General features: G+C 70.6%; 20 protein-coding genes, 1 tRNA gene and 3 pseudogenes. 11 read left to right on the forward strand and 13 right to left on the reverse strand.

The window, feature by feature from the left end:
* Positions 1–70: 70 nt before the first annotated feature.
* From ACFY3C_RS18785 to ACFY3C_RS18795, 3 genes are all read right to left on the reverse strand, one after another.
* Entirely contained in the window at positions 71–904 is an 834-nt protein-coding gene (locus ACFY3C_RS18785) for a class II glutamine amidotransferase (RefSeq protein ID WP_390771521.1), read from the reverse strand.
* 272 nt (positions 905–1,176) lie between these two features.
* A complete protein-coding gene (gene fusA, locus ACFY3C_RS18790) occupies positions 1,177–3,234 on the reverse strand; it encodes an elongation factor G (protein WP_390771522.1) in 2,058 nt (685 codons plus the stop codon).
* Between the two features lie 389 nt (positions 3,235–3,623).
* Positions 3,624–4,595 carry a nucleotidyl transferase AbiEii/AbiGii toxin family protein gene (locus ACFY3C_RS18795; RefSeq protein WP_390771523.1) on the reverse strand — a complete coding sequence of 324 codons (972 nt, stop codon included), beginning with the start codon at positions 4,593–4,595 and terminating at the stop codon, positions 3,624–3,626.
* A 216-nt stretch (positions 4,596–4,811) separates the two neighbouring features.
* Between ACFY3C_RS18795 and ACFY3C_RS18800 the strand changes: the two genes are divergently transcribed.
* Positions 4,812–6,020 (forward strand): Ig-like domain-containing protein, encoded by a 1,209-nt coding sequence (locus ACFY3C_RS18800; protein ID WP_390771747.1) that lies wholly within the window; start codon positions 4,812–4,814, stop codon positions 6,018–6,020.
* A 158-nt stretch (positions 6,021–6,178) separates the two neighbouring features.
* Here ACFY3C_RS18800 and ACFY3C_RS18805 read toward each other — a convergent pair.
* The 3 genes and pseudogenes from ACFY3C_RS18805 to ACFY3C_RS18815 form a co-directional block, all read right to left on the reverse strand.
* Positions 6,179–6,370: pseudogene (locus ACFY3C_RS18805) on the reverse strand (Scr1 family TA system antitoxin-like transcriptional regulator); the annotation flags it as partial.
* A gap of 77 nt (positions 6,371–6,447) precedes the next feature.
* Positions 6,448–7,659, reverse strand: coding sequence for an FAD-dependent monooxygenase (locus tag ACFY3C_RS18810; RefSeq protein WP_390771524.1), 1,212 nt, complete (start codon positions 7,657–7,659; stop codon positions 6,448–6,450).
* A gap of 18 nt (positions 7,660–7,677) precedes the next feature.
* Entirely contained in the window at positions 7,678–8,532 is an 855-nt protein-coding gene (locus tag ACFY3C_RS18815; RefSeq protein WP_390771525.1) for an alpha/beta fold hydrolase, read from the reverse strand.
* A gap of 77 nt (positions 8,533–8,609) precedes the next feature.
* Between ACFY3C_RS18815 and ACFY3C_RS18820 the strand changes: the two genes are divergently transcribed.
* Positions 8,610–9,497, forward strand: a complete 888-nt coding sequence (locus tag ACFY3C_RS18820) for a helix-turn-helix domain-containing protein (RefSeq protein ID WP_390771526.1) — start codon at positions 8,610–8,612, stop codon at positions 9,495–9,497.
* A gap of 181 nt (positions 9,498–9,678) precedes the next feature.
* A complete protein-coding gene (locus tag ACFY3C_RS18825; protein ID WP_390771527.1) occupies positions 9,679–9,873 on the forward strand; it encodes a GNAT family N-acetyltransferase in 195 nt (64 codons plus the stop codon).
* An 88-nt stretch (positions 9,874–9,961) separates the two neighbouring features.
* Here the strand turns inward: ACFY3C_RS18825 and ACFY3C_RS18830 are convergent.
* From ACFY3C_RS18830 to ACFY3C_RS18840, 3 genes and pseudogenes are all read right to left on the reverse strand, one after another.
* A tRNA-Leu gene (locus ACFY3C_RS18830) sits at positions 9,962–10,049 on the reverse strand.
* 183 nt (positions 10,050–10,232) lie between these two features.
* Complete coding sequence (locus ACFY3C_RS18835; RefSeq protein WP_390771528.1) at positions 10,233–11,774, reverse strand: aldehyde dehydrogenase family protein; 1,542 nt, start codon at positions 11,772–11,774, stop codon at positions 10,233–10,235.
* 251 nt (positions 11,775–12,025) lie between these two features.
* Positions 12,026–12,397 (reverse strand): annotated as a pseudogene (locus tag ACFY3C_RS18840) (succinate--CoA ligase subunit alpha); the annotation flags it as partial.
* A 40-nt stretch (positions 12,398–12,437) separates the two neighbouring features.
* Here ACFY3C_RS18840 and ACFY3C_RS18845 point away from each other — a divergent pair.
* From ACFY3C_RS18845 to ACFY3C_RS18855, 3 genes and pseudogenes are all read left to right on the forward strand, one after another.
* A pseudogene (locus ACFY3C_RS18845) lies at positions 12,438–13,424 on the forward strand (OFA family MFS transporter); the annotation flags it as partial.
* Between the two features lie 78 nt (positions 13,425–13,502).
* Positions 13,503–14,720 (forward strand): low temperature requirement protein A, encoded by a 1,218-nt coding sequence (locus ACFY3C_RS18850; RefSeq protein ID WP_390771529.1) that lies wholly within the window; start codon positions 13,503–13,505, stop codon positions 14,718–14,720.
* Positions 14,721–14,827: 107 nt separating this feature from the next.
* Complete coding sequence (locus ACFY3C_RS18855; RefSeq protein WP_390771530.1) at positions 14,828–15,121, forward strand: YciI family protein; 294 nt, start codon at positions 14,828–14,830, stop codon at positions 15,119–15,121.
* 30 nt (positions 15,122–15,151) lie between these two features.
* Here the strand turns inward: ACFY3C_RS18855 and ACFY3C_RS18860 are convergent, their stop codons facing one another.
* From ACFY3C_RS18860 to ACFY3C_RS18870, 3 genes are all read right to left on the reverse strand, one after another.
* Positions 15,152–15,673, reverse strand: coding sequence for a GNAT family N-acetyltransferase (locus ACFY3C_RS18860; RefSeq protein WP_390771531.1), 522 nt, complete (start codon positions 15,671–15,673; stop codon positions 15,152–15,154).
* A 32-nt stretch (positions 15,674–15,705) separates the two neighbouring features.
* Positions 15,706–16,383: a GntR family transcriptional regulator gene (locus ACFY3C_RS18865; RefSeq protein ID WP_386575997.1), complete on the reverse strand. Its 678-nt coding sequence runs from the start codon at positions 16,381–16,383 to the stop codon at positions 15,706–15,708.
* Between the two features lie 143 nt (positions 16,384–16,526).
* Positions 16,527–17,474: a beta-ketoacyl-ACP synthase III gene (locus ACFY3C_RS18870; RefSeq protein ID WP_386575998.1), complete on the reverse strand. Its 948-nt coding sequence runs from the start codon at positions 17,472–17,474 to the stop codon at positions 16,527–16,529.
* 295 nt (positions 17,475–17,769) lie between these two features.
* Here ACFY3C_RS18870 and ACFY3C_RS18875 point away from each other — a divergent pair, with 295 nt between their 5' ends.
* The 5 genes from ACFY3C_RS18875 to fdhD are packed head-to-tail and all read left to right on the forward strand — an operon-like array spanning position 17,770 to position 24,198.
* A complete protein-coding gene (locus ACFY3C_RS18875) occupies positions 17,770–18,741 on the forward strand; it encodes a 2-dehydropantoate 2-reductase (protein ID WP_390771532.1) in 972 nt (323 codons plus the stop codon).
* Entirely contained in the window at positions 18,738–20,657 is a 1,920-nt protein-coding gene (locus ACFY3C_RS18880) for a molybdopterin oxidoreductase family protein (protein WP_390771533.1), read from the forward strand. The genes ACFY3C_RS18875 and ACFY3C_RS18880 overlap by 4 nt, the downstream gene beginning before the upstream one ends.
* Before the next feature lie 4 nt (positions 20,658–20,661).
* Positions 20,662–22,485, forward strand: coding sequence for an NADH-ubiquinone oxidoreductase-F iron-sulfur binding region domain-containing protein (locus tag ACFY3C_RS18885; RefSeq protein ID WP_390771534.1), 1,824 nt, complete (start codon positions 20,662–20,664; stop codon positions 22,483–22,485).
* Positions 22,482–23,342: a 2Fe-2S iron-sulfur cluster-binding protein gene (locus ACFY3C_RS18890; protein ID WP_390771535.1), complete on the forward strand. Its 861-nt coding sequence runs from the start codon at positions 22,482–22,484 to the stop codon at positions 23,340–23,342. Before ACFY3C_RS18885 ends, ACFY3C_RS18890 begins: the two co-directional genes overlap by 4 nt.
* 7 nt (positions 23,343–23,349) lie before the next feature.
* The gene (gene fdhD / locus ACFY3C_RS18895) at positions 23,350–24,198 is read left to right on the forward strand and encodes a formate dehydrogenase accessory sulfurtransferase FdhD (protein ID WP_390771536.1); all 849 of its coding nucleotides are present in this window, start codon (positions 23,350–23,352) and stop codon (positions 24,196–24,198) included.
* 202 nt (positions 24,199–24,400) lie between these two features.
* Here the strand turns inward: fdhD and ACFY3C_RS18900 are convergent, their stop codons facing one another.
* Complete coding sequence (locus ACFY3C_RS18900) at positions 24,401–24,928, reverse strand: isochorismatase family protein (RefSeq protein ID WP_390771537.1); 528 nt, start codon at positions 24,926–24,928, stop codon at positions 24,401–24,403.
* Positions 24,929–24,942 lie beyond the last annotated feature (14 nt).

Below are 24,942 nucleotides of genomic sequence, written 5' to 3' on the forward strand. Positions count from 1 at the left end.
CACCTGCCCGGGTAGCCGCTGGTCCGGGCTCGTATGCCGGCTCGGTGTGCACACCGGGGGCGTCCGTCCGTCAGGGGACCTCGGGCCGGAAGTCCTGCAGCACATCCTCGCCCGGCTGGACGACTCCATAGGTGTCGGCCGGTACCTCGTTCCAGGCGCCGGGCAGATCACCCAACGGCTCCGACACCACCAGGCGGGTCTCGTCCGAGACGTCCTGCAGGAAAGTGGCGTCGGGGTGCAGCGCCCGAAGGTCGTCCACCCTGCTGCTGTAGTACAGCGACCTCGGCGTGCCCTCGCTGGCGTACCGGAAGGCCAGGACCCGCTCCCCGTCGGCCACCGCGACCGTCATCTGCACGGGGGACGGCACCCCGTGCTCCCGTCCGACTCGCTCGACGAAGCCGGTCATACGGGCGACGCCACCCACCGGATCTTCGTCCAGCCCGAACGTCAGCGCCAGATAGAACATCACCTCGGAGTCCGTGGTGCCCTCGATCGAAGGGAAGAGCTCCGGGTCGACGGCGAGTACGAGCTCCCGGCGGAGTTCATGGAATCCGGCGATCGAGCCGTTGTGCATCCACATCCAGCGACCGTGGCGGAAAGGATGGCAGTTGGTCTGCTGTACCGCGGTACCGGTGGAGGCTCGGATGTGGGCGAAGAACAGGGGCGAGCGGACATGCTCCGCGATCTCCCGGAGGTTGCGGTTGTTCCAGGCCGGTCCGATGTCGTGGATCACGGCCGGGGTGCGGGTGTGATCCTCGTACCAGCCGATGCCGAAGCCGTCGCCGTTGGTCGTCTCGACGCCCATGCGTGCGTGCAGGCTCTGGTCGATCAGCGAGTGTTGCGGGCGGTACAGGACCTCGTCGAGTACGAGGGGCGTACCCGAGTAGGCAAGCCAACGGCACATGGCTCACGCCCCCCGTACGGGGTCCCGAGCGGCCACGCCAATCGCGCCCCCTCTGTCCTCGGTCATGCTGTCCTCGGTCATGTCGCCTCACGCCTTCCGGGCCACGGACCAGCGGTTTCCTGTCCGTTTTCCACCTCATCCGGCTCCCGGGGTGAGCGCATCGCCCGGCGCGGGTGATTTCCCGGCCGGCCGAGGGCGGCCCGGGGACCGAGGACCCCGCACTGGCGGCCTCGGTCCCCGGGCGACCTGTCGATCCGCAGCGAGCCTGCCGACTACCGAGCCGGAACCGGCCGCTGCGCCGGCGCGTAACCCGCCGGCCGGGTGGTGAACGTGCCCCGCCCCTGGGTCCGGCTGCGCAACCGAGTCGCATAGCCGAACAGTTCGGCCAGCGGCACGGTGGCGGTCAGCACCGCCGAGCCACCCCGGCTCTCGGACCCGTTGACCCGCCCGCGCCGAGCGGCCAGGTCACCGAGCACCCCGCCGACCGCGTCCTCCGGCACGGTGACCGTGACCTCGGCCACCGGTTCCAGCAGGGCCACCGCGCAGGCACGCAGCGCCTCGCGCAGTCCCAGCCGGCCGGCGGTCCGGAAGGCCATCTCGGAGGAGTCCTTCACATGGGTGGAGCCGTCGGTCAGCGTGACCCGCAGCCCGGTCACCGGATGCCCACCGAGCGGTCCCTCGGCCAGGGCGTCCCGGCAGCCGGCCTCCACGGCCCGCACATACTCCTGCGGCACCCGCCCGCCGACCACGACGGACCGGAACTCGAAGCCGGTGGCCCCGACTTCGGCCCCGAGCGGCTCGACGTCCAGGACGACATGCGCGAACTGCCCGGCACCGCCGTCCTGTTTGACATGCCGGAAGACCAGCCCGCTCACCCCGCGCACGACAGTCTCCCGATGCGCGACCCGCGGACGCCCCACGACGACCTCCGGTCCATCGGAACGGCGGATCTTCTCCACCGCGACCTCCAGATGCAGCTCGCCCATCCCGGACAGCACGGTCTGTCCGGTCTCGTCGTCGGTGCGCACCACCAGCGAGGGGTCCTCCTCCGCCAGCCGTGCCAGCGCGGTCGCCAGCCGTCCGGTGTCGGTGCTGCGGCGTGCCTCGACGGCGACGGACACCACGGGCTCGGCGACCACGGGGGCCTCCAGGAGCAGCGGGGCGCCGGGATCGCAGAGGGTCGAACCGGCCCGCGCCGACTTCAGGCCCGCGAGCGCGACGATGTCACCGGCGACCGCCCGGTCCAGCTGGACGTGCCGGTCCGCCATGACCCGCAGGATCCGCGCCACCCGCTCGGTGCGCCCGGTGCCGGGGTCCCACACGGTGTCTCCCTTCCCGATCGTGCCCGAGTAGACGCGCACGCAGGTCAGGCGCCCGATGCCGGCCGCGTTCACCTTGAACGCGAGGGCAGCGAACGGTGCTTCGGGGTCGGCGGGCCGCCACTCTTCGGTTTCGCCGTGGACACCGCGTACGGCGGGCACGTCCAGCGGCGACGGCAGGTAGGCCACCACCGCGTCCAGCAGCGGTTCGATGCCGCGGTTGCGGTAGGCGGACCCGCACAGCACGACGACACCGTCGCCGGTGCGGGTGAGGTCCCGGAGGGCGGCGACCAGGGTCGGCTCGGACAGAGCAGACTCTGCGCAGAACTCCTCCAGCGCGGCCGGATGCAGCTCGGCCACCGCCTCCTCCAGCACCCGACGCCGCCGCAGGGCCTCCTCCGTCAGTGTTTCGGGAACCGGCCCCTCCACCGCCGTACCGCCACCGCCGTCCCAGACCAGGGAGCGCATGCGCACCAGGTCGACCACGCCGGTGAAGCCGTCCTCGGCGCCGATCGGCAACTGGACGACGAGCGGGGCAGGATGCAGCCGCTCCCGGATCGAGTCGACGGCCCGGTCGAGGTCGGCGCCCGCGCGGTCCAGCTTGTTGACGAAGGCGATTCTCGGCACACCGTGCCGGTCGGCCTGCCGCCACACCGACTCGCTCTGCGGCTCGACGCCGGCGACCGCGTCGAAGACGGCGATCGCCCCGTCAAGGACGCGCAGCGAACGTTCGACCTCGTCGGCGAAGTCGACGTGGCCCGGGGTGTCGATGAGGTTGATGCGGTGGCCGTCCCAGCCGCAGCTGACGGCGGCGGCGAAGATGGTGATGCCACGGTCGCGTTCCTGGGGGTCGAAGTCGGTGACGGTGGTGCCGTCGTGGACCTCGCCGCGCTTGTGGGTGGTCCCCGTCGCGTACAGGAAGCGCTCGGTGACGGTGGTCTTGCCGGCGTCGACGTGGGCGAGGATGCCGAGGTTGCGGACGGTGGCGAGGGTGTTGAGGTCGGTACGCACGGCCCATGGCCTTTCTGAGGATCAGGAAAAAGGGGCAGCGCGATTTCCCGTGCTCGATTTCCGTGCTCGATCTCCCGTGCTCAGGAGCAGACGGACCCGGCCCGGTCGCCCGCCACCGGGCGTGCCTGGGCTGTGCCGTGTGAGCTGGTGGTGAACCGGGTCAGAGCGTCGTCACGGGCATCCGGTGCCGGCCGCGCAGCGGGCACCGGACGGACGAGGACACCAGGATCACCTCGGACCGCGACGGGGGGACGACGACGGCGGTACGGTCACGCACGGCCCGGCTCCCCTCGGTGTCAGTGGTCACGAAACACGCGGCCGAGATGTGTCAACGCCGCGCGATGCAGGGTGAGTCTAGGGAAACCGATCAGGGACCGCGTACCGATTTTTCACGCGCCGATCGATCCCAGGGCCCGGGCGAGCCGCCGCAGCCACTCCTGCGCGGTGCCCCGCACCCCCGGGTGCTTCTCCTGGAACCCAGCCCAGTCCACATCCCACCGCACCACCGCGGCCGGGCGGAGAGCGTCCGCCTCCCGGCACGCCGCACGGCGGAAGACCGACCTCAGCAGGCGCGGTGCAAGGGACGCCCCCTCCCCCTCGGCGAGGAGCACCGCGTCGTACAGATCCTTGCCCTGCGCGCGGCCGTCGTCCCGGCTGTCGGTGTGCAACCACAGCAACTTCCAGGCCAGGGACAGCTCCCGGCCGGCGGTCCGCACCGCGGTGGGCGCTCCCCCGTCGCCGCGCGGTATCAGGGTCCACACCGGGGGCTCGGGAAGCAGTTCGTCGCGGGCGAAGTCCAGCCGTACCTCGCCGGCGGGCGCCCCTTCTCTCTGCCAGGGAATGAGCAGCCGTACCCCTGGTGTGTCGTACTCCGTGTACGTCCACGTCCCGTCCACGCGCGCCTTCCCCGCGTCGAGGAACACACCCGGGGCCGCCCACGGCCGCTGCGCCACGCGTTCGAGCAGGTCCAGGTACGGGGGGCCGGATTCCACCACGTCCTCGTCGGACAGCCAGCGCAGGCCCTCGGGTGGGAGGACGGGCCGCTGTCCGGCGGTGTCGAACTCCTCGTACGTCCACATCTCGTACCGAGCCGCGCCGTCGGCGGCCTCCGGCCACTGCTGCACCGTGTCGAGCGCGTCGACGTACGGATACGGGTCCAGCACATCGACCCCGGCGGCGTGCTCCAGGACCACCCAGTCGAGATCGGCGGGCTCGCGCGCCGCGGCTCCCACCCAGGCCGGCATGACCATGCTTCCGCGCAGGACCAGGCTTCCGCTCCAGGGAGCGTCCGCGATCAGACCCAGCACATGATCCAGAGCCGCACGCCGGCTCACCGACTCTTCGTCTCGCTCCCCGTTCACGGGGCAGACCGTAGCGTCCGCCACTGACAACGGGGGTAAGGAGAGCACCCACGACGCGTGGAATTCGCCACAATTCCCTCCCTTAAGGAGGGATGAATGCGTAAAAGTAGTTCTTTGATGCTGGTTGCACTCCTCCGGTAACCAGCTCCAGGGATTCAACGATCAGTGGCATGGGAGAAGCGTTTGATCACGGTACGTAAGCGACGCATCGGGCTGATGGCTACGGCCGGCGTATTCGGCGGCGTACTCGCACTCACGGCGCTGGGCGGTACCAGCAACGCTGCCACCAGCAACAACGACCCCGGGAACCTCCCGAAACCGCAGACGCAGGCAGATCAGAAGGTCGCCCAGGACGCTTCCGACGCCCGAATAAAGATCACGTCCGGGGCAGGTGCCTACAACGTCGGGATCAACGGCCCCGTCAAGGTCACCGTCAGCGACGGCAAGCTCACCAAGGTGACCATGACCGCCGTCGCGACCGGTGCCGAGATTCCGGGCACCGTGTCCGCGGACGGCACGTCCTGGAAGCCGAACGGCCAACTGGAGCGGGCCACCCGCTATCAGGTCGCCGCAGAGGCCGTGGACGCCAAGGGCCGCTCCGTCACCGGGTACGCCGCGATCTCCACGGCCTCCGCGGCCAACGACTTCATCGGGCATCTCTCCCCCGCGGACGGCTCGACCGTCGGCGTGGGCATGCCGGTGACGGTCCGCTTCGACAAGGCGATCAGCGACAAGGCCGCTGTGGAGTCGGAGATCCAGGTCAGCTCCAGCAGCGGGCAGCGGGTCGTCGGTCACTGGTTCAACGACAACCGCCTGGACTTCCGCCCCGAGAACTACTGGAAGCCCGGCTCCACCGTCACCGTCAAGCTCACCCGTCAGGGCATCCAGAAGACGGTCACGTTCAAGATCGGCCGGAGCCAGATCAGCACCGTCGACGCCAAGACGAAGAAGATGACCGTCGTACGGGACGGCAAGACGATCAAGACCATCCCGATCTCGTCCGGCAGCCCGGAGCACCCGACGTACAACGGTCAGATGGTCATCTCCGAGAAGTTCCGGCACATCCACATGAACGGTGCGACCGTCGGCCTCACGGAGAAGGACGGCAAGCCCTCGTACGACATCAAGGCCGTGCCGCACGCCATGCGCCTGACCGACTCGGGCACGTTCATCCACGGCAACTACTGGGGTGCCGACTCGGTCTTCGGCAAGGTCAACACCAGCCACGGCTGCGTGGGCCTGAAGGACGTCAGGGGCGGCGGCAACGACAAGCTGCCCGCCGCGTGGTTCTTCGACAACTCGATGATCGGTGACGTCGTGATCGTCAAGAACTCCGACGACAAGACCGCACTGGCCCCGGGCAACGGCCTCAGCGACTGGAACATGCCGTGGACCGAGTGGGTCTCGGGCAGCGCGACCGGCTGACGTCACACCCCTCCACGCAGCTGATCCTGAATCCCTTCCGCCAGGCGGCGGCCGACACCACGTAGGCCGCCGCCTGCGGCGTCAGACCTGCGCGAAGACGTGCTCTGCCAGGCTCTGGATCAGCAACAGCTCTCACTCGTACAGCTCGACCTGGCTGGGCTGGGCTGGGCGCGGGTGGCGGCAGCGTCCAGGGTGTCCGCGTGCACCCTGGTGTCATCGAAGATGGTGAAGGTGGGCATGGGCCACATGGTCCGTTGCGCCGAGAACGGAACGATCTCCACAGCAACGTTCTGGAGATCCATAACCCCGAGCAGATGGCCAAGCTGCGCTGCCATCGTCTCGACGCTGCAAAAAAGCCACCAACCCCGAGGGCGGCGAGCACTCCTCACTCCGCCCCGAGGTCGTCTCCGGGACCGCCCCGGCCTCCTCATGCGGCGGGCGACGGCGGGTAGTCGTCGACGGTCACGGAGTTGTAGAGGCGTGCGCTCTTGGTGGTGAGGCGAACGAGGGCGCGACTGGGGCCCGTGGGCAGGGCGGAGATGAGGCGGGCGCCCTGGGCCAGTCCCCACACGCCGAGGCGGGACGTGGGGATCAGGGTCTTCGCTGCACTCAGCGCGACCGCGCGGCTGCCGTGCACGTGCGCCGCCATCACGCGCTCGTAGGCGGGGAAGGCACGCTCGTGGTCGCCGCCCGCCCGTGCCAGTTCTCCGGCGAGGACGTACGCACCGACGACGGCCAGGGTGGTGCTGCCGCCGACGGCCGGACCGGGGCAGTAGCCCGCGTCGCCGACGAGCGTCACGTTTCCCTGCGACCAGGTGTCCATGTGGAGCTGGGTGATCGAGTCGAAGTAGAACGCCGGGGTGCGGTCGAGTTCGTCCAGCCAGCGGTCCACGTCAGGGTGCATGCCGGCGAACGCACCGCGCAGCAGTTCCTTCTGCCGGGGCACGTCGCGGTGGTGGTAGTCGAGTTCGCGCTCGCTCCGGAACAGGAACAACGCCCGCGCGTCGCCGAGGTGCCGCGCGCCGTACATGCCGGCGGTGCGGCCGACGCCGACGTGGATGAGGAGCTCGCCGTCGAGGTCGGAGACGTTCGGCAGGGTCAGTACCCCGAGGTAGGCCCCGATGAAGGCGTTGAAACGGGACTCCTCGTCGAAGACGAGGCGGCGCACGTTGGAGTGCAGCCCGTCCGCACCGACGACGAGGTCGAAGCGGCGCGGCGCGGCGTTCTCGAACCGCACCTCGCCATCGGGCGAGATCGCGGTGATCGAGTCGCCGAAGACGTACTCGACGTCGTCGCGTGCGGCGTCGTAGTAGATCTCGCTCAGGTCGTCGCGCATGATCTCGACGTGCCGGTCGGAGTTGGCACCGAAGATCTTGGAGAGGTCCGCCCGGACGGGACGCCGTGAGCCCTCCCGGTAGACGGTCATCCGGTTCGTGCCGGTGGCCCGCTCCTCGACACGTGGGAGCACGCCCATCTTCTCCGAGACGATCATCGCGGGCCGGAACAGGTCGACCGCGTGGCCGCCGGTCTTGCGCAGCGCCGGCGCGCGCTCGACGACGGTGACGGAGAAGCCGTGTCTGGTGAGCCAGTAGGCCAGCACCGGACCGGCGACGCTGGCGCCGGAGACGAGAATCCGCATGGCACCCCTCCTTGTCATTCAGTCCACCCGTACGGCGTGGATCGCGGTGAAGGCCAGCAGGGAGGTGGCGGTCCGCGGCGGATCCTCGAGCAGGGGCGAGTGCCCGAGACCGGGCAGCAGCTCGACCCTTGCGCCCGGAACGGCGCGGTAATCGGAGGCGGATGAGGATCGCCATCTGCGGTCGTCCTCGCCGAAGATCACCAGTAGGGGCTTGCCCAGGACCGTCAGCCGATCCGGCAGCGCCCGCTGCTCCAGGTAGGAGCGGGTGGCCCGCATCGACGTGGTGAGCGAGTGGTGGGTCATACCGCGCACGTCGTCCAGGAGTTCTTCGGGGATCTTGTAGCCCGCGCGGCTGAAACCCGTGCTCGCGAACCGCCGGAGCTGCTCGTCGGTCGGCGGCCACTGCGAGAGGCCGATTGCGGCGGACTCCGTTGCGATGAAGGCGTCCAGGCTGGGTCCGGTGTTGATGAGCGCGAGCGCGGTCACCAGGTCGGGTCGCTGTTCGGCGAGGGCGGTGGCGACGAAGCCGCCGCTGGAGTGACCGACGACCACGGCGTGCTCGACGCCGAGCCGGTCCAGTACCGCTCCGGCCCGACGTGCCTGGTCCGGGATCGCGTAGCTGCGGTCGGCCGGTTTGGCCGACCGACCGTGCCCGAGCAGATCGATCCGGATGACGCGGTGAGATCCCGTCAGCAGCGGAACCAGCGGGTCCCACGAGCGGGTCGAGGATGCGGACCCGTGGATGAGCAGGAGTGCGGGGGCGTCGCGGGGGCCGTCCTGGCACACGTAGATGTCGCCGTCGTCCAGCGACAGGGTTGAACTCTCGGTGGTGGCGCCGCCGTTCACGTGCGGGCTGCCGTCAGAAACAGTCATGGGCCCACTGTCGCCGCTGGTCCCCGTCGGCGGATTGGACGAATGTTCCCCTCAGTCGGCTCACGTAGCATGGGATGGTGCCAACGTTCATGCACGGTGCGGCTGTTTGGGACGTCGCATGCCCGCAGCGGCCCAGCCGGGTGGCCGGACTCACCATGGCCGGGTTCCGCATCCGTGAACTGGACGCGCTTCGGATGGTCCCGCACCCTGCCGTGACGCTGGTCCTGGAGTTCGGCGCCGGCTCGCCCGTCCTTGACTGTGCCCCAGGACAGCAGCAGCGGGGAAGCATCGTCGCCGGTCTCGGGCTCGGATCCGGAGGCGCGGTCCGGGCGCGGGGAGAGAACGTCGAGTGCGTGCAGGTGCGCCTGTCCCCGGTGATCGCACGTGCGATTCTGGGTGTCGCCCCCGCAGACCTCGACGGCGCCGTCGTGCCGCTGGGCGACCTGTGGGGCCGGGAGGCGTCCCGGATCCGCGAGCAACTCGGCGATGTCCTGTCCTGGCAGGATCGCTTCGCGTTGACAGACGCACTGCTCGCCCGCCGGCATGAGGCGGGGCCGCCGGTGGACCCGGAGGTGGCCTGGGCCTGGCACCGGATCGTCGTCAGCCGTGGCCTGACCCGGGTCGACGGACTCGCGGCTGAGGTCGGGTGGAGCCGTAAGCGGCTGTGGTCCCGGTTCCGGTCGCAGCTCGGCCTGCCGCCCAAACGTGCCGTGAAGCTGGTCCGCTTCGACCATGCCGCCCACCGCCTGGTCGCGGGTGAAGGCGCGGCCGAAGTCGCAGCCGACACTGGCTACGCCGACCAGTCCCACCTGCATCGGGACGTCATGGCGTTCACCGGGGCAACCCCCGCGACCGTGGCCGGCGAGCCGTTTCTCGCCGTTGACGACATCGCATGGCCCAGCCGCGGAACAACCGCATTCTTCATCTCTTCAGGGAACTCGGGCTCGGTCGCCGGTCGGGGGTGAGACGGCTACCGCTTTCGAGCGGGGAAGCCGACGCCGCTGGTGGGGAATTACGTGACGTTCCACAGCGGCGACTGCGGCTGCCAGAGCTGACCAACCACGAACATGCAGAACCTGCACGATCACGCCCGCGGAGGGTCTCTCGCTGGTCGCTGAACTCGACGGGCAGATCGTCGGGCACGTCATGTTCACCCACAGTCTGCTCGATGCCCCTCGGCGACTGGTTGAGGTGCACGTGCTCAGCCCGTTGGCCGTCATGCCCGAGCATCGCAAGCGCGGTATCGGCTCGGCCCTGGTCCGACACGGGCTGAAGACCCTCGCTGAGCGTGCCGTCCCCTGGTCTTCCTGGAGGGCGATCCGGCTGACATCCCTGGTCTGACCTGGGGATTCGCTGGGCCGTTGGTCACGTGGTTGGTCTCGCCACAGTCCTGAAAAGCAGAAAACCCCTGATCAACAGGGGTCTCAGCTGGTGTCCGAGGGGGGACTTGAACCCCCACGCCCGATAAAGGGCACTAGCACCTCAAGCTAGCGCGTCTGCCATTCCGCCACCCGGACTAGGTGTCTGCCGCCTTGCGGGGGCTGTTCCCCGCGGCGACATGGACAACAATACCAAGGTTTCGGAGCGCGTTTCACCTGCGTATCCGTGCGGTGAGCGGTGGCCGGGGCGCGAGTGTGCGCCCCGGCCGACGGGATGTACGCGCAGTGAGTGAGCGCACACGGAGCGGATGAACGCGGTGGTCAGGGCATGAGCTGATAGTCGGGGAAGTTCCCGGGCAGCCGCTCGCCCGCCGGGCCGCGGGTGACGGCGTACACCAGCAGTTCGCCGCCGACGAAGGCGCCGCGCCAGGAGGCGCCGAACCCGCCGAACAGTTCGTCGCGGTCCCCGCGGGAGCGGGGCGTGCCGTGGCCGACCTTGAAGGCGCGGATCTGCGGCGCCAGCCTCTCGTACGTGGCCCTGTCGTCCGTGGAGAGCGTCGCGACCAGGGCGCCGTTGGAGGCGTTCATCGCGGCCAGCAGCTCCGCCTCCGTGTCGACGAGGACGATGGTGTCGACCGGGCCGAAGGGTTCCGCGTGGTGGAGCGGGGAGGAGCGGGGCGGGTTGAGCAGGGTGACCGGGTGGACGTAGGCCGAGGTGTCCTGGCCGGGCAGGAAGCGGGCGTCGGCCTCCTTGCCGCGGTGGAGAGGGACGGCGCCGCGGTCGATGGCCTCCGCGACCTGGTCACGCAGTTCCTTGGCCTTGGCCGCGTTGATCACCGGGCCGAAGTCCAGCTCCGGGCACGGGTCGCCGCTTCGTTCCACGGCCAGGGGGTGGCCGACCCTGACCCTGCGGACCGCCGGCAGGTACGCGGAGAGGAACTGGTCGAAGAGGTCGCGCTGGATCACGAAGCGCGGGTAGGCCGTGCAGCGCTGTTTGCCGTAGTCGAAGAGTTTCGGGACGACGGCGGTGAACGCGTCCCAGTCCGAGTAGTTCCAGATGCCCCAGGTGTTCAGGCCCTCCTGCTCCAGTACGTGCCGTTTGCCGAGGTCGGCGACGGCCGTGGCGACGGCGGCGCCGGTGTCGCGGCCGCCGACGAAGGAGACGCAGCCGATCTCGGGCGCGCGCACCAGTGCCTGGGACAGCTCGCCCCCGCTACCGCTGAGCAGGGTGACGGGGATCCCCTCGCGGGCGGCGAGCGCGCAGGCGAGGGTCAGGCAGGCGACCCCGCCGTCGGTCGGGGTCTTGGCGATGACCGCGTTGCCCGCGAGCGCCTGGACCAGCAGGGTGTGGGCGAGGACGCTCATCGGGTAGTTCCAGCTCGCAATGTTGGACACCGGGCCGTCCAGCGGTGCCCGGCCGGCGATCATCGGCTCGATGCCGTCCACGTACCAGCGCACCCCGTCGATGGCCCGGTCGACGTCCGCCTGGGCGAGCCGCCACGGCTTGCCGATCTCCCAGACGAGCAGCAGGGCGAGGAGTTCGCGGTGTTGTGTGAGCGCGTCGAGGGTGGCGGCGACCCGGGCCCGGCGTTCGGCCGACGGGATGTGCCGCCAGGCGCGGTGCTGGTCGAGCGAGGCTCGCACGGCCTGCCGGGCGGTGGCCCGGTCCAGCCGGGGCGGGCCCGCGATGGGGGTGCCGTCGACCGGGCTGATGGCGGGCAGCGCCCGGCCGTCCGCGTGCCAGGCGGCGTTCCAGAGGTTGAGGACGCGGTCGTCCCGGAACGCCTCGGGCGCGGCGGCGAGGCAGCGCTGCCAGGCCTCGGCCCAGGACGTTCCGGCTTTGAGGGTGAGGGTGGGTGCCATTCGGATACTCCGCTCTCGGTGCACGGTCGAGAGGAAATGGCCGCGGGACCTTCCTTGGGCCCGTGGGCCTTCCTTGGTGGAAGTGGAAGGGGGTGGCGTGGTGCAGGAGGTGCGGGGCCGTCCGGCGCACGGCTCGCACCGTCGTGCGCCGGACGTCTTGCGCGGGAGCCGCGGGTGTGACCGAAGAAGGTGAAGACGGTATCGACGGGCCGGGGAAGCCGACAGTCACCGCGCGCGAACTATGAGTGAAGTCACTGCGCTCCGGTCAGCCGCGCGAGGACGAGTGCCGCCGTCTCGGTCGGGGTCCTGCCCACCTGGACGCCGGCCGCCTCCAGTGCCTCCTGCTTCGCCTTGGCCGTGCCCGCCGAGCCGGAGACGATGGCGCCCGCGTGGCCCATGGTGCGGCCCTCGGGTGCGGTGAACCCGGCGATGTAGCCGACGACCGGCTTGGTGACGTGGTCGCGGATGTGGGCGGCCGCGCGTTCCTCCGCGTCGCCGCCGATCTCCCCGATGAGGACGACGAGTTCGGTGTCGGGGTCGTCCTGGAAGGCGGCGAGGCAGTCGATGTGGCTGGTGCCGACGACGGGGTCGCCGCCGATGCCGACGCAGGTGGAGAAGCCGATGTGGGCCGGCCGTGGACGCGCTCCGCGGCCGGCCCCGTGCAACGTGTGGCTCGCGATCCTCGGCTTCGGGGTCGTCGGCGGGCTCGGTGCCGGGCTGGTCTACGCGACCTGCATCAACATGGTGGGCAAGTGGTTCCCCGAACGGCGCGGCGCGCGCACGGGTTTTGTGAACGGCGGCTTCGCGTACGGCTCACTCCCCTTCATCTTCATCTTCAACTACGCCTTCGACACCGGGAATTACCACCGCGTCCTGGACCTCATCGGCGGCTACATCATGATCGTGGTCTTCGGGTGCGCGTTCTTCTTCAAGGATCCGCCGAAGAACTGGTGGCCGGCGGACATCGACCCGCTGAGCTGGTCCGGCAGCCAGAACACCGCCACATCGCTCGTCAAGAACCCTCCGGCGGTGAAGCAGTACACGCCGAAGGAGGCCGTCAGGACCGGCATGCTGCCCCTGATGTGGGTGGCCATCGTGATGACCGCGGGCGTGTCGATCTTCGGGATCTCCTTCCAGGTCGACTACGCCAAGGACCTGGGCTTCGGGCCACTGGTGGCGGCCTCCTCGATGGGTGTCATGGCCGTCATCAACGGCTTCGGCCGTCCCACCGTGGGCTGGCTCTCCGACCGCTACGGCCGCAAGTCCACCCTGGTCTTCGTGGTCGTGATCCTGGGCCTCGCCCAGTTCGGCGTGATCTGGGCCGGTGACATCAAGAGCGAGTGGCTGTTCCTGTTCTTCGCCTTCCTCTCCGGCTTCGGCGGCGGCGCCTTCTACCCGCTCTTCGCCGCGCTCACCCCGGACTACTTCGGCGAGAACTACAACGCCACCAACTACGGCCTGGTGTACAGCGGCAAGCTGATCAGCGGTCTGTTCGGCGGCGGCCTCGGCTCGATGGTGGTCGGCGCGTGGGGCTACAACGGGGCGTACGCGCTGGCCGGTTGTGTGTCGATGGTGGCGGCGGCCATCGCGCTGCTGCTCCGGCAGCCGGGCCGGACCGGCGGTACGACAGTCCCGGCAGCAGCCTCCTGACGGCCAACTCCTCCCCGCTCACCCGGTGTTCCCCCTCTACGATCTGCTCACCGATCGCCGGAGGGGGAACACCGCACCATGAACACGGACACAGACACAGACACAGGCACGGACACCACGCCCGCGCCCGGAGGCACCGAGGAACCAGGACGCCGGGTCACCAGCCTGGAACTCTTCTTCGACCTGGTCTTCGTCTTCACACTGACCCAGCTCACCGTGCTGCTGGCACACGACCTGTCGTTCGCCACGGCCGCCCGCGTGGCGCTGATCCTGGTCGTGCTGTTCTGGATGTACGGCGCCTACGCCTACCTCACCAACCAGGTGCCGCCCGACCGCCCGTCGCGGCGCCTGCTGCTGATGCTGGGCATGGGCGCGTTCCTGATCTGCGCGCTGGCGATACCCCGGGTCTTCGACGACACCGGCGTGGTCTTCGGACTGGGGTTCCTGCTGGTGGTGATCGTGCACACGGCGCTGTACACACGCAGCCACGGCTGGGACTCCATCTGGTACGGCGTCCCGAACGCGTTGGCCGCCCTCTCCGTGACGGCTGCGGGCGGCACCGACGGCCTCGCGGCGGACGGTCTCTGGCTGCTGGCGATCGCCCTGCAGTTCGTGACCCCGTTCGTCGCCGAGCACGGGCCGGGCCGCAGGGACGGACGCAGCGCTGCGACGCTCCGGGTGCAACTGGGCACCCTGGACCCGGCACACTTCGTGGAGCGGCACGGGCTGCTGCTGATCATCGCCTTCGGCGAGTCCGTGATCTCCATCGGCGTCGGCATCGGCGATCTGCCGCTCACGCCGGGCCTGTTCGGCGGCGCGTTCCTGGCGCTGGCGCTCGCCGTCGCGCTGTGGTGGACGTACTTCGTACGCGACGAGGAGGGCGCGGAGGCGGCGTTCCGCGCGACACCGGCACCGCAGCGGTGGCGGCTGGCGATGAACGCGTACTACTACGCCTTCCTGCCCATGCTGCTGGGCATCGCCTTCCTCGCGGCCGGCGTCAAGAAGACCCTCGGCCACCTCACCGAACACCCGCACTGGGGCCCGGCACTGGCCCTGGCGGGCGGTGTGGCCCTGTTCCTGGCCGGCGACGCGGCCTTCCGCGCCGCCCTGAACCTCCACCCGATCCGCTACCGCGCCACCGCGTCCCCCCTCGCCCTACTGACCTCCCTACCGGCCACCCGCCTCCCGGCCTATGCCGGACTGCTGCTCCTGGTAGCGGTGTTGACGGGGATGCTGGCGGTGGAGGCACGCCGGTGCACGCCGACTCCCGGAGTCGCGCAACCGGCGGACGCCTAGGCCGTGTCCTCATCGCCTGGTCATGCACGAGTTCGGATCGCGCGGTTTGTCTCCCCGACCGCGGAATCCGGTCGTCGTGCGGCACGAAGCTCCACTATGGTCCGAGGATGTTCGTTGTCACCGTGACCTACACAGCACCGCTCAACGAGGTGGATCGGTGGAGACCGGCCCACGGTGAGTGGCTGAATGACCTCATCGCGCGGCGGTTGCTCCTCATGGCCGGCCGCCGGCCGCAGTGGGTCGGCGGTGTCTATGTCGCCCCTGGGATGCGGGCCGAGGAGATCGATCGGCTACTGGCCACCGACCCGTATCTGGTCAACGGCGTTGCGGAGCATCACGTGGTGGAGTTCACGCCGCTGCTGGTGGCAGCCGGCCTGGAGGAGCTCAAGTCCAAGGACTGAGCAGGCCTGATCGAAGAGACCCGACCCAGCCTAGGCCGCCGTGTCCAGGAAGATCCAATGGTCGTCCGGGAGGCCGGCGGGCGCCGGAGGAGGGACCGGGCGGGTTTCCTCGTTCCAGGCGGAGCCCACGGCAGCCGTGGCGATCCCACGCCAGAAGCGGGCGGCGCCGCTGTTGGCCTCCTGGAAGGCGATGGCCCATGCCCCCGGGCGGGAGCGCAGGAGCTGGAGGGCGGCCTGTCGGCCGACGCCGCGCCTGCGCAGGGCCCGTACGACGAAGAACGCGGAGATCGAGGTCGAGCCCTCCGGCAGGGGACGGGTCAGGATGAAACCGCCTGGGGCCGTGCCGTACTGGATCAACAGGGCCTCCCGCTCCGGCTCGTCGAAGAACAGCGGCAAGCTGCTGAACCCGAACCTCCCGTCGGCTGCCGGGAGATGACCGAGGAACTCCGACATGTCATGACGGTACAGCTGCACCAACTGCTCGATGACGGGCCGCAGTTCGGCAGTCCCGGGGAGGAGTGTGACGGGGGCGGAGTCCGTGGTCGTTCCCATCCGGGGATTCTCGCACGCGACGCCGACCGCGCTCAGGACGCGTTCTGTTCGTGGTACGAGCGGCGGGTGTGCTCCGTGTGTTCGCGCATCAGGTGGGTGGCGCGCTGTTCGTCGCGGGCGGTGATCGCTGTTATCAGCTCGCGGTGTTCGATCCAGGACTGCTTTCCGCGCTGTCGGGCCACCGGGGTGTAGTACCAGCGGACCCGGCGGTCGACCTGCCCGGCCAGTTCGGCGAGGACCGTGTTGCCCGCCAGTTCCATCACCTTGGCGTGGAAGGCCGCGTTGAGGGCGACCGCGCGGTCGACGTCCTCGGCCGCGACCGCCTGCTCACCCTCGGCGCACAGCTCCTCCAGGGCGTCGATGCCCGCCTTGTCGGCGTTCTGGGCGGCCAGTCGGGCCGCCTCCGCCTCCAGGAGGGTGCGGACCGTCAGGAGTTGGTCGGCCTCCTCCTGGGTGGGCTCGTGGACGAACGCGCCCTGTGCGGGACGCAGGTCGACCCAGCCTTCGGTGTTGAGCCGCTGCAGCGCCTCGCGGACCGGCTGGCGGGAGACGCCCAGATGTCCGGCGAGTTCGCTCTCCACGAGGTGCTGGCCGGGCCGCAGCGCGCGGGTGGTGATCAGCTCCAGCAGTGCCTCGTAGACACGGTCGCGCAACGGGCCGGGCCGTTCCAGCTTGGGTACGGCTCCCTGCGGCAGTCCGGTCGGCAACATCGCGGTCCCCCTCCAGGCTGTTTGCAGTACACGGTGGACTGCCCACTATGGATTGTCTTTCGTCTACAGTCTACGGTGCACAAAAGCCAGACGAAGTGGGAGTTGGGCGCGTCACACCACCCCGTGCGCCCCCGCGGACGGCGTCACGGGCACCGGACGACCTGCCCCGCGTACGACAGGTTGCCACCGAAGCCGAACAGCAGGGCCGGGTCGCCGCTGCGGACGGCGCCCTGCTCCAGCAGCTTGGACAGGGCGAGCGGGATGCTGGCCGCGGACGTGTTACCCGATTCGGTGACGTCGCGCGCGACCACGGCGTTGACGGCGCCGAGCTTCTCCGCGAGCGGCTCGATGATGCGCAGATTGGCCTGGTGCAGCACGACCGCGGCGAGATCGGCAGGTGCGACACCGGCCTTCTCGCAGGCGCGCCGGGCGATGGGCGGCAGCTGGGTGGTGGCCCAGCGGTAGACACTCTGCCCCTCCTGCGCGAACCGCGGCGGCGTGCCCTCGATCCGCACCGCGTTGCCCATCTCCGGCACCGATCCCCACAGCACCGGCCCGATCCCCGGCTCCTGACCCGGCACGCACGCCTCGACCACCGCCGCCCCGGCCCCGTCGCCGACCAGGACGCAGGTGGTGCGGTCGCTCCAGTCGGTGATCTCGGACATCTTGTCGGCGCCGATCACCAGCGCCCGGGTCGCGGCGCCCGCTCGTACCGTGTGGTCGGCGGTGGCCAGCGCGTGGGTGAAGCCGGCGCAGACGACGTTGACGTCCATCGCGGCCGGCTGCGGGATGCCGAGCCGGGCGGCCACCCGGGCGGCGGTGTTCGGGGAGCGGTCGATCGCGGTGGACGTGGCCACCAGCACCAGGTCGATGTCCTGGGCCGTGAGCCCGGCTGCGGCCAGGGCCTTGGCGGCGGCGTGCGCGGCGAGTTCGTCGACCGGCTCGTCCGGGCCCGCGATGTGCCGGGTCCGGATGCCCACCCGGCTGCGGATCCACTCGTCACTGGTGTCGACCATGCCCGCGAGGTCCTCGTTGGTGAGTACCTTCGCGGGCTGATAGTGACCGATGGCGGCGATGCGCGAGCCGTGCATGTGGGGGTTCCCCTCGTTGCCTTGGGTAGCGGGATCCACCAGTCTGATCAGTGACTCACGAGTACGACGGCAGGTGAAGCCACAGGAATCGGGCGCGCCAGTTGTCGGCTTCCCTCAGCGGAAACGCTCAGGCCGTCGTCCGAACCCTTGCCGCAATCCCCTCCATACTGTAGACAATATTTCGTCGACAGGATTCAGTCGTCAGTCCTCCCCTCCAGTCCTCGACAGTCCGTCAGGCTCCGGATCCTTCTCCCCCCACCTCCGCGGTATCCCTCAAACCGAACGGAGTGCTCCCGTGAAAGTCGCAGTCCTCGGCGCCGGCGCGATCGGCGCCTACGTCGGTGCCGCGCTCCACCGCGCGGGCGCCGACGTGCACCTCATCGCCCGTGGACCGCATCTCGCGGCCATGAGGCAGTACGGAGTACGGGTGCTCAGCCCGCGCGGCGACTTCACCGCGCACCCCCATGCCACCGACGACCCGGCGGAGGTCGGCCCGGCCGACTTCGTCTTCCTGGGCCTGAAGGCCAACGCGTACGCGGCGTGCGGGCCGCTGATCACACCGCTGCTGCACGAGCGCACGGCGGTGGTGGCCGCCCAGAACGGCATCCCGTGGTGGTACTTCCACCGGCACGGCGGCCCCTACGACGGCCTCCGTGTCGAGAGCGTCGACCCGGGCGGCGCCGTCAGCGCCGTCCTCGCGCCCGAACGGGCCGTCGGCTGTGTCATCTACGCCGCGACCGAACTCCAGTCGCCGGGCGTCGTACGGCACTTGGAGGGCACCCGGTTCTCCGTCGGCGAGCCCGACCGCAGCATCTCGGCACGCTGCCTGGACCTCAGCGAGGCGATGCAGGCCGGCGGCCTGAAGTGCCCGGTGGAGCAGGACCTGCGCGGCGACATCTGGGTCAAGCTGCTCGGCAACATCTCCTTCAACCCGATCAGCGCGCTGGCCCGCGCCACGATGCGGCAGATGTGCCTGCACGGCGGCACGCGCCGGGTCATCGAGACGATGATGCGCGAGACCCTGGCCGTGGCCGAGGCGCTGGGCTGCCGGGTCGGGGTCTCCATCGAGCGGCGGCTCGCGGGCGCGGAACGCGTCGGCGACCACCGCACCTCCACGCTCCAGGACCTGGAGCGCGGCAAGCCGCTGGAGCTGGACGTGCTGCTCGCGGCCGTCGTCGAGCTGGCGGAGATCACCGGCGTGCCGGTGCCCACCCTGCGCACGGTGCACGCCATCTCGGACCTGCTTGCGCTGAGGAGCGCCGCATGAGGAACCGGCAACCGAAGACCTACACCCGGCTCACCCGCCCCCTGGTGCGCGACTCCCGCGACGAACCGTTCCGGGAGGCGAGCTGGGAGGAGGCGCTTGACCGGGCCGCGCGCGGACTTGAGCGGCACCGGGGGGCGTTCGGGATGTTCTCCTGTGCCCGCGCCACCAACGAGATGAACTACGTGGCGCAGAAGTTCGCCCGGGTGGCGATGGGCACCAACAACGTCGACTCCTGCAACCGGACGTGTCACGCGCCCAGCGTCGCGGGCCTGTCGGCGGCGTTCGGCTCCGGCGGCGGCACGTCGTCGTACGAGGAGGCCGAGCACACCGACGTCATCGTGATGTGGGGCTCCAACGCCCGCTTCGCGCACCCGATCTTCTTCCAGCACGTGCTCAAGGGGATCAGGAACGGCGCCCGGATGTACGCGGTCGACCCGCGGCGGACGTCCACCGCCGAGTGGGCCGAGAGCTGGCTCGGGCTGAACGTCGGCACGGACATCCCGATGGCGCACGCGATCGGCCGGGAGATCATCCGGGCGGGCCTGGTCAACGAGGCGTTCGTCAAGCGGGCGACCTCGGGGTTCGAGGAGTACCGCAAGCTGGTCGAGCCGTGGACGCTGTCGCTCGCGGAGAAGGTGACGGGCGTACCGGCCCGCGCCATCGGGGAGTTGGCGCACGCCTACGCCCGGGCCGAGCGGGCCCAGCTGTGCTGGACGCTCGGCATCACCGAGCACCACAACGGCACCGACAACGTCCGCGCGCTGATCAACCTGTCCCTGCTCACCGGCCATGTCGGGCGCTACGGCTCCGGACTGCAGCCGCTGCGCGGGCAGAACAACGTGCAGGGCGGCGGCGACATGGGCGCGATCCCCAACCGGCTGCCCGGCTTCCAGGACATCCTCGACGCGGACGTCCGGATGAAGTTCGAGTCGGCCTGGGACACCGTCATCCAGCCGCGCTACGGGCTGAACCTGACGGAGATGTTCGAGGCGATGGAGGAGGGCTCGCTGCGGGCCGTGTACTGCATCGGCGAGAACCCGGCGCAGTCGGAGGCCGACAGCGAGCAGGCCGTGCGGCGGCTGGGGGCGCTGGACTTCCTCGTCGTACAGGACATCTTCCTGACGAAGACGGCCGAATTGGCGGACGTGGTGCTGCCGGCGACCGCGGGCTGGGCGGAGACGGAGGGGACGACCACCAACAGCGAGCGGCGGGTGCAGCGGGTGCGCCGGGCCGTGACCCCGCCCGGCGAGGCCCGTGAGGACATCGACATCATCTGCGAGCTGGCGGCCCGGCTCGGCCACGACTGGAAGTACGCCGACGCGGAGGCCGTCTGGAACGAGCTGCGCTCGGTGTCGCCGGACCACTACGGGATGACGTACGAGCGGCTGGCGGAGCACCAGGGCATCCAGTGGCCGTGCCCGAGCCCCCAGCGGCTCGAACCCACCTATCTGCACGGCAGGTTGTGGGAGAGGGACCCCGAGAAGCGGGGCCTGGCCGCGCCGTTCGGGCTGGTGCAGCACGATCCGCCGGTGGACCTCACGGACGAGGAGTACCCGGTCCGGCTCACCACCGGCCGGCGCCTGGACTCGTACAACACCGGTGTGCAGAGCGGTGGTTTCGCCTCTCCGCTGCGGCGCGGCGAGTACGTCGAGCTGTGCCCGGAGGACGCCGAGCGGTACGGGGTCGTGGTGGGTGAGGAGGTGCGGGTGTCCTCGCGGCGCGGGTCGGTGGTGGCGCCGGTGTGGATCGACACCGCGCTGCGGCCCGGCCTCGCCTTCATGACCATGCACTTTCCCGACGAGGTGGACACCAACCAGCTGACGATCGAGGCGAACTGCCCGATCGCGGGGACGGCGGAGTTCAAGGCGTCGGCGATCCGCATCGAGAAGCTGCCGGCCGTGACGTACGTGAGGTGAGGGCGTGGATCTGCACTTCGGCGACAGCAAGCCGACGGACGAGGAACGGGCTGCCGTGGACGCCTTGTTGGGCCCTCCGGAGTCCTCCTGGGAGGGCGCCGACCGTACGGACGCCGACCTGAGGTGGGCGCGCGGCGGCCGGGCGGCTCGCGACCGGCGCGATCTGCTGCTGCCGGGGCTGCACGCGATCAACGACCGGATCGGCTGGATCAGCGAGGGCGCCCTCGACTACCTGTGCCGACGGCTGACCGTGCCGCCCGCGGAGGCGTACGGGGTGGCCACGTTCTACGCCATGTTCTCCGTCCGCCCCCGCCCGGCGACCGTGCTGCATGTGTGCACTGACCTCGCCTGCACGGCGGCCGGGGCGGGCGACCTGTGCGCGGGGATCGAGGCACGGCTCGGTCCGGGCAGCGGGGTGAGCGTCGAGCGCAGCCCCTGTCTGGGGCTGTGCGAGCGGGCCCCGGCGGCCCTGGCGATCCGGGCGGGCGATCCGGTGCGTACGGCGGTGTCGGCGCCGGCGGCCGTCGAGGCGGCCGTCCTCGCGGCGAGCGCGCCGGACGCGGCGCCCGGGGAACCGCCGGCCGTGGCAGCCGTGCCCCAGGCGGGCGATCCGTCGCTGGTGCTGCTGCGCCGGGTCGGTGCGGTGGATCCGTCCTCGCTGGACGACTACCGGGCGCACGGCGGCTACACGGCGCTGCGCCGGGCGTTCGAGCTGGGTCCCGCCGGGGTGATCCGGGAGGTCACCGACTCGGGGCTGGTCGGGCGCGGCGGCGCGGCCTTCCCGACCGGCCGCAAGTGGCAGGCCACGGCGTCCCAGCCGGATCATCCGCACTACCTGGTGTGCAACGCCGACGAGTCCGAGCCGGGCACCTTCAAGGACCGGGTGCTCATGGAGGGCGATCCGTACGCGCTCGTGGAGTCGATCACGATCGCGTCGTACGCGATCTCCGCGCACCGAGCCTTCGTGTACATCCGCGGTGAATACCCGCGCGCCGTGCACCGTCTGCAGCATGCGATCGACCAGGCCCGGGCCCGCGGTCTGCTCGGCGACGACATCCTCGGCCAGGGCTACCGCCTGGACATCGAGATCCGGCGCGGCGCCGGCGCGTACATCTGCGGTGAGGAGACGGCCCTGTTCAACTCCATCGAGGGCTACCGGGGCGAGCCCCGCTCCAAGCCGCCGTTCCCGGTGGAGAAGGGTCTGTTCGGCAGGCCCACGGTCGAGAACAACGTGGAGACCCTGGTCAACGTGCTCCCGATCCTGACGCTGGGGGCACCGGCGTACGCGGCGATCGGCACCGGACGGTCCACCGGACCCAAGCTGTTCTGCGTGTCGGGCAGCGTGGCGCGGCCCGGCGTGTACGAGCTGCCGTTCGGTGCGACGCTCGGCGAGTTGCTGGAGTCGGCCGGAGTGCGGGAGGGGCTGCGGGCGGTGCTGCTGGGCGGGGCCGCCGGCGGCTTCGTACGGCCCGACGAGCTGGGCATCCCGCTGACCTTCGAGGGCACCCGGGAGGCCGGGACCACGCTGGGCTCCGGTGTGGTCATGGCCTTCGACGACGGCGTCCCGCTCCCCCGCCTGCTGCTGCGCATCGCCGAGTTCTTCCGCGACGAGTCCTGCGGGCAGTGCGTGCCGTGCCGGGTCGGGACGGTCCGGCAGGAGGAGGCGCTGGCCCGGATCGTGGAGCGCACGGGGGCCGGGGCCGCCGACGACATCGCCCTGCTGCGCGAGGTCGGCCGGGCGATGCGGGACGCCTCGATCTGCGGTCTGGGGCAGACCGCGTGGAACGCCGTGGAATCCGCCATCGACCGACTGGGGGCGTACGAATGACCGTCACACCGCTGGGGATCCCGCGCCGTCTGCTGGAGTTCACCATCGACGGCGAGCCGGCCCGGGTCCCGGAGGGCTCGACGATCCTGGACGCCTGCCGGGCCGCGGGGAAGGACATCCCGACCCTGTGCCAGGGCGACACGCTGCGGCCGAAGAGTGCCTGCCGGGTGTGCGTGGTGGAGGTGGAGGGGTCGCGGACGCTGGTGCCGGCCTGCTCGCGCAAGGCCGAGCCGGGGATGGAGGTCCGTACGGACACGGAGCGGGCCCGGCACAGCCGGAAGATCGTCCTGGAGCTGCTCGCCTCCTCGGTCGACTTGTCGACCACTCCGCGGGCCGCCGAGTGGATCAAGGAGTACGAGGCGAAGCCGGACCGCTTCGGCCCCGGCGCGGCCCGGCTGAACGAGGAGCCGAAGGTCGACAACGAGCTGTATGTGCGTGACTACGACAAGTGCATCCTGTGCTACAAGTGCGTCGACGCCTGTGGCGACCAGTGGCAGAACACCTTCGCGATCTCGGTCGCCGGGCGCGGCTTCGACGCCCGGATCGCCGTCGAGCACGAGGCGCCGCTGACCGACTCGGCCTGTGTGTACTGCGGGAACTGCATCGAGGTGTGCCCGACGGGGGCGCTGTCGTTCAGGTCGGAGTTCGACATGCGGGCGGCGGGTACCTGGGACGAGTCGAAGCAGTCGGAGACGACCACGGTGTGCGCGTACTGCGGAGTGGGCTGCAACCTCACGCTCCACGTGCAGGACAATGAGATCGTGAAGGTCACCTCACCGCACGACAACCCGGTGACCCACGGCAATCTCTGCATCAAGGGCCGTTTCGGCTACCAGCACGTACAGAACCGGGGCTGATCAGGACATGGGACGAGTCACGGAACGACGCAAGGTCCTCCGCATCCGGGACGGGGCGGTCTCGACCCGACCGGACACGCTCGTCGCCGAGGAACCCCTGGAGATCCGGCTGAACGGGAAGCCGCTCGCGATCACCATGCGCACTCCGGGTGACGACTTCGCGCTGGCGGCGGGGTTCCTGGTGAGCGAGGGTGTGCTGGCCACCGCATCCGATCTGCAGAACATCGTCTACTGCGCCGGGGCGACGGCGGACGGCTCGAACACGTACAACGTGGTCGACGTGCGGACCGCCCCGGACGTCGCCCTGCCCGACTTCACCCTGGAACGGAACGTCTACACCTCGTCCTCGTGCGGGCTGTGCGGCAAGGCCAGCCTGGACGCCGTGCGCACGACAGCGCGCTGGCCGATCGCCGACACTCCCCCGGTCCGGGTCACCCCCGAGCTGCTGGCGAGCCTCCCCGACCGGCTGCGGGCGGCCCAGCGGGTGTTCGACCGGACCGGGGGGCTGCACGCGGCCGCCCTGTTCACCGAGGACGGGGAGCTGCTGGACATACGGGAGGACGTGGGCCGGCACAACGCGGTCGACAAGCTGGTCGGGCGGGCGCTGCAGAACGACGGTCTGCCGCTGTCCCGGACGATTCTGCTGGTCTCGGGTCGGGCCTCGTTCGAGCTGGCGCAGAAGGCGGTGATGGCGGGGATCCCGGTGCTGGCGGCGGTGTCGGCGCCCTCCTCGCTGGCGGTGGACCTGGCCGCCGAGGCGGGCCTGACCCTGGTGGGTTTCCTGCGGGGCGGCTCGATGAACGTGTACGCGGGTGAGGACCGCGTCGCCCTGCGGGCCGCGGCCACCCAGGGCTGACCGGTCCCCGCGGCACGGCGGCGGGGCCCCGACCGGCGGGGAGCGCCCCCTGCGCCGCAGGGGCCCCGCTGTGTTTTCTGGCTTCGTTCGCCTCCGGGGGCGCCTGAGCCGGTGTCGAGACGGCGATCGTGCTCAGCCCTTCGGGCCTCCGCGCGTTCGCCGTCTCGAGCCGCTTGCACGGCAGTGAAGACCGGTCTGAGGGTCAGCGGGTCGCGAGGCGGATCTGGGAGGCGGTCACGACCGTGCCGAGTCTCGGGAAGTCGAGCCTGACCGAGGCCTCGTGCTCGGCGGTGGTGAACGCGGCCATGGCGTCCTCGACGAAGACGAGGTCGTAGCCGAGGTCGGCCGCGGCGCGGGCGGTGGACTCGACGCCGAGGTTGGTGGCGATGCCTCCGAACAGCAGGGTGCGGATGCCGCGTTCGCGCAGCCGCTCGTCCAGGCCCGTGCCCTGGAAGCCGCCGATGGTGCGCTTGACGATCTCCAGGTCGCCGTCCCTGGCCAGCCCCGCCGCCAGCCTGCTGCCGGGCGGTTGCTCGGCGACGGCGGGGCGTTCGACCCGGATCAGGACGACGAGTGCGCCGGCGGCACGGAAGGCGGCCGCCAACTCCTCGGCGGTGGCGAGCACTTCGGTGCCTTTGCGGGGTTCCAGGGGCAGCGCGACGATGCGGTCCATCAGGTCGACGAGGACGAGGGCGGTACGCTGCGGATCGAGCACGGGAGCTGCGGTCATGACGGAACGTTAGC

The sequence above is a fragment of the Streptomyces sp. NPDC001410 genome (assembly GCF_042895235.1).
Taxonomy (GTDB): Bacteria; Actinomycetota; Actinomycetes; order Streptomycetales; family Streptomycetaceae; genus Streptomyces.